Source organism: Ideonella sp. P3_A4, assembly GCF_056403075.1.
Window position 1 is genome coordinate 1 of record NZ_JBFUGE010000442.1, and the last position, 4,990, is coordinate 4,990.

The window sequence follows — 4,990 nt, forward strand, 5'->3', positions numbered from 1 at the left end:
CTGCTCGGGGTTCTGCGGGAAGCTCGGTGCGCTGACGGGTGGGTGCTCGGCATCGGGCGCGCCGGCGCCGCCGCGGTAGGCCCACATCCCGTTCAGGTTGACCCAGTCGGTGCGAGTCATCTGCGGGCGCGGGTATTCGGGCAGAGGCACGGGCGCTTGCAGTGCAGCGTCCGTCCACGGCGTGGTCATGCGCGGCGCGGGTGCGAGTGGCGACGCCACAGATTCGGGCGCGGCCGACAGCGCCTGCGCGCGCTCGCTGGCGCTGGGTGCGGCAGAAGAGTCATCTGCTGCCCCGCCGCCGCAGCCGGCCAGCACCGCGGCGCTGGCCAACAYCGCCAACAGGAATTTGGGTGTCATGCGTTGTCTCTGGTAGTTTGTGATGCGAACGGTTCAGGCACAGCGGCGCGGCGCCCCATGCACGGATGCACGAGGCGCCGCCTTGCAGGCTGGTCACCAGCCCTTGTTGCCCTTGCCCTTGTCGAAGAAGCTGTCGGGCGCGTTCTCGCGCTGCAGCGGCGCCACGCCCGAGCCGGCGACGGTGACGCCGACGAAGCGCACCGAGCCGCGCCCACCGCCGTCGGCCACCTCGATGCCGTAGGTGCCGGCGCGCTTGACGTGCACGTTCTCGAGCTTGACTCGGGCCATCGTCGCGTTGTCGGCCGCCTGCAGCGCATACGGTGGGATGCGTTCACCTTGGACGTAAGCTGTGCCGAAGCCGCGGAACTCGATGCCGGCGTAGGTCGGCTCGATGATGTCCACGTCGTTCACGTAGATGTCGGTGATGTTCCCCTCGCGCAGGTAGAACTTCAGCGCACCGTGGTGCCACGGGTTGGGGCCGTCTTCGCGGAACATCGTGCCGCCGGCGCGCGTCAGCGAGATGTTCTGGAAGGTCGTGCGCGGCTTGGTGAACGGGTACGGGCTGAACTCGTGGTCGATCAGGATGCCGGGGTAGGTCAACACGTCTTCGCAGATGCTGTCGCGGAACATGTTGTCGGCCCCGCCGTAGACCGCGAAGCAGTTGGCGCGCCACGGCATCTGCACCGAGACGTGGCGAACGATGTTGCCGTGGCCGATGCCCTGGTCCGGCGCGTCACGCTGCTCGTCGGTGAAGAAGTTCGGGCCGAACTCGTAGGTCTTGTAGGCGACCCACTTCGTCCATTGAATCGACCAGATCGCCACCGCGTCGTCGCCGGTGTTGCGCATGTGGCAGTTCTCGACGACCGAGTTCGAGGTGCCGTTGTCGAGGTTCACGCCATCGGCGTAAGTGTTGCGGATGCGGCAGTTGCGGATGATGAGGCCGTCGGTCGGCTGCGTCTGGTACGGCGGGTCGTTGCCCACCCAGATGGCCGCCACCTTGTGCTCGATCCACAGGTTCTCGATTAGGCTGTTCTTGCCCATCGGGCCGGCAAAGGCCTTCTGCGGGCCGTTGGTCTCTTCGTCGCGGGCCTTCGATTCACCGAAGATCGAGAAGTCGCCGAACACGCAGCGGGCCGTGGCGCCGTAGCAGAAGAACATCGACTTCGGGCCGCGGATGTTGGTGTGCCACATGCCGGCGCCGCGCACCTCGATGCCCGGGTTGTCGAGCCCGACGTTGCCGCCGTGGATGACGTTGGCCTGGTAGTTGCCGGGYGGGAACCACAGCTTGCTCGTCGAGCGCATGGCCCGCAGGATGTCGTCGGCGTGGTCGAGGCCGTCGTCCGGGAAGATGCCGAATTGGGTCGCCGAGGTGAAGCCCTCGGGCATCGTCAACGGGGGCGGAGCTTGCTCCAGATCGACCAGATCGATGACGTAGAAAGGCGCGTTGTCTTGGGCGTCGCGCTTGAGCATGACGGTCGCGCCTTGCGGGATCGGGTCGACCCGCATGCGGACTTCGTCGAAGAAGGTGTGCGGCTGCGGGCCGGGAACGTCGACGACGGGGTCACCGATCTTGCCGCCGAGGTACGACCATGAGTAGCGCGACGTGAGGGGCAGCGTGCGCACTCGCGCGCCGTTGATGTACAGGCCGAGCGTGGCGTCGATGCCACCGCCACCAGCGGAATCGGGTATCGAATAGCGGACGACGATGGCATTGGCGGCTTTTTGGTTGGTGAACGAAACGTAGTCGCCGGTCTTGTTGAGCCGCACCGCCTTGCGGCCGATGGCTTCGGCCTCGATGTGGTTGGCGTCCCACTTCTGCCGGCTGGGGCCCAGCACCTGCGCATTGGTCTGGCCGTTCTCGGCCTGGTATTCGGTCCACGGCACGTTCGCACCGCGGGTGACCGCGAGCGCAGGCTGCGCCGCGGCGCAAGCCAGCACACCGGTCACGGCGCTGGCCAKCGCGGCCAGCCAACGGGGTTGGATGTTCACTCTCATCGACACTTCTCCTCAGGGCATGAATCGGGACATGAATCAAGACGCAACGGCGGCCGCGGTCATCACCACCACGGCAGGCCGTTGGCCTCGCGAAGCAGTTGAAAGGCGGTGTCCGGCCGAACGACGACGTAGTCGCTGCCCAGGCTGTTGGCGACGTTCAGGAAGGTCGTCGGCGTCACGTTGGTCCAGGGCTGGGCCTGGATCAGGATGAAGCGCGGTGACGCGCCGTTCCAGCCTGCAGCGGCCGAGGCAATGTGGTTCTTCATCGCTTGCTCATCGGTGCAGTAGTTGCACGACAGCGCCATGCCCGGCAGGCTGTTGTTGTAGATGTTCAGGCCGCCACCGGTGTTCTGCGCGGTCAGGCCCAGCAGCGTGGGCGCGTTGCGCGCATAGGCGTTGCCGGACGATTGGCTGATGCCGCCGGTGATCGTGTTCCACACGGTGATCACCTTCAGCCCGGCCTTCTTGTTGTAGCGCTCGGTCTTGGCGACGAACTGGTCCAGCGCCGCGGCGTTGGTCCACGAGTTCGGGTAGGTGTAGCCGTAGCCCGAGGGGCCGGAGATCAGGTTGTCATTGACCGTCGATGTGGTGTGGAAGAAGTTCAATGCGCCGGGCATTGCGTCGACCATCGCTGGCGACACCGTCCAGCCGATGGGCACCTTGCCGCGGTCCGGGTTGTTCCAGAGCTTGCGCATCAGGTGCTCGACGTATTGCAGGTTGTCGCCGTCGCTCAGGATGAAGGCGACGTAGAGCTTGTTCTGCAGCGGCGGCTTGGTCGGCGTGGGCGCAATCTGGATGGCGCGCGAGGTGCCGCTGTGCACCGTGAGGTTGCTCGACCAGTCGCTCGCCACGGTGGCGATGCCGTATTGCGATGCGCGTTCGACGCCACTGCCCTCTTCCGGCCACCAGCCCAGCATCACGGTGCTGGCGCCCATGCTGGCGAGAAACTTGTTCAGCAGCTCGCTCTCGCCTGGCACGCGCGGGTCGAGCCAGATGGTTGCCGTGCCCACCGCGGTGGCGTATTCGCGAACGGCGGCTTTGTGGATGGTCGGCGAGATGCTGACCACCGCGCGGTGCGTCAACGTCGGCCAGTAGCTGTCGAACAGCGTCTGGTAGACCTGCAGCTTGCTGCTGAACTGGCCGCGGAAGTCGACGAGGATCGGCAGGTTGTACGGCGCTGCGGTCAGCTTGGCGGCCAGCGTGGGCGACGTGATCAGTGCCTTGCGCTTGCGCGCGATCGTCGTCGCAAGGTTGATGGTGTCGGGTTGTGCCGGGTCGTAGACGACCAGGCCTGCGAGCGAGTCGCGGTACTTGGTGATCAGGCTCCACTTGTCGCTGACCTCGGTCCACTGCAGGCCGAGCGATTGCAACCAGGTGGTGGGGCCTTCGGCGAACGCGTCGCCCTCGTAAGAAAAGATGCGCGGCTTCTTGAAGTTGACGATGCCCTTGAGCGAGGCGAACAGGTACATCTCATCCGAGCTCGGGCCTTGCGTCACGCCGACCCTGTCAACCTTGATGTAGGCGCCGCCGAGCCAGTACACACGCAGTTCGAGTGAGTGGTTGGCGGCGGCCAGGTTGAACGGCAGCTGGAAGGTCGTGTACTGGCCGGCGACCGGGAAGTCCATCCGGTTGATGGTTCGCTGCGCGAGCATTGCGCCGCTGGTCGCATCGCGAACATCGATCACGACTTGCGGGTCGTTGTTGGCGTTGTTGTTGTCGATCTTGAGCTGGAACTCAGCCGTGTTCGGCCCCGCTGGCACGCTGGTGTCGTACGGGCCGTAGACCATGTGCGCGTTCGGCGTGTCGATGCCGGTCTGGCAGAGCCAGCCGTCGCCGTCTGCGTGGCCTGTGCCGTGCGAGATGAACGGGCCTTCGGCCTCCCAGCTCAGCGGGGTTTCGCGCAGCGTGATCAGGTCTTGCACCAGCCTGGGCGCTGGGAAGCTGGGCAACAACTGCTTGGTGGGCCAGGTCAGGTCTGCCTGCGCGGAGCCGGCAACCAACAGGCAGCCGCCGACCACCCACGCGCGGATGCCGCTGCGAACGTCCCGCGCAACGCGCTTGAAAAACCCAGCCGACCTGTTGGAGTAATTGTCAACAACTATTCTGTTGAGCATTCGGGACGACCTTTCAGTTCCAGAATCAAGCCGCCGATCGGGTTTTCACCAAGTGATGCGATGACTCATGTCGCAAGGCACTTGGCCTGCGCCGGCCGGGTTATAGGCCATGCCTTTGGAACTGATTCCAATGACCCCGCAAGGCACATAACCAGAATGAAACCAGTGGCAACAGCGGTTGCCTGACGTGTGGGTGGATAACGTTTTCATCACCACACGATCGAACGCCGACAGCGATGTCATCGATGCGATGGTTTGGGGTCGCTGCAACAAAGTACCGCCGCCGTACCGGGCGCTCCACTCGAAACCCCGGTACTTCGACCCGTTTGACACCAAAGATTGACCAGCAATTGAGTATGTGAATCCGCCTCGGCCTTGCCTGAACGTCTAGGGTTTTCTATAAATGCAACCTTAACGTTTCCTGAAGTAGAAAGCGCTTTCTGTTGCCCGGGTGCCTCGGGCAGGTTTCTCGAACGGAGCCGACATGCCGCTTTCCCGCCCTCGCCTCGCCTGGACCGCAAAGC

General features: G+C 64.7%; 2 protein-coding genes and 1 pseudogene. All 3 read right to left on the bottom strand.

Going from position 1 to position 4,990, the window contains the following annotated elements; translation table 11 throughout:
• Positions 1 to 357 (bottom strand): annotated as a pseudogene (locus tag AC1DYI_RS26305) (hypothetical protein); the annotation flags it as partial.
• A gap of 93 nt (positions 358 to 450) precedes the next feature.
• A complete protein-coding gene (locus AC1DYI_RS26310; RefSeq protein ID WP_477207083.1) occupies positions 451 to 2,352 on the bottom strand; it encodes a hypothetical protein in 1,902 nt (633 codons plus the stop codon).
• 62 nt (positions 2,353 to 2,414) lie between these two features.
• The gene (locus tag AC1DYI_RS26315) at positions 2,415 to 4,352 is read right to left on the bottom strand and encodes a hypothetical protein (protein WP_477207084.1); all 1,938 of its coding nucleotides are present in this window, start codon (positions 4,350 to 4,352) and stop codon (positions 2,415 to 2,417) included.
• Positions 4,353 to 4,990 lie beyond the last annotated feature (638 nt).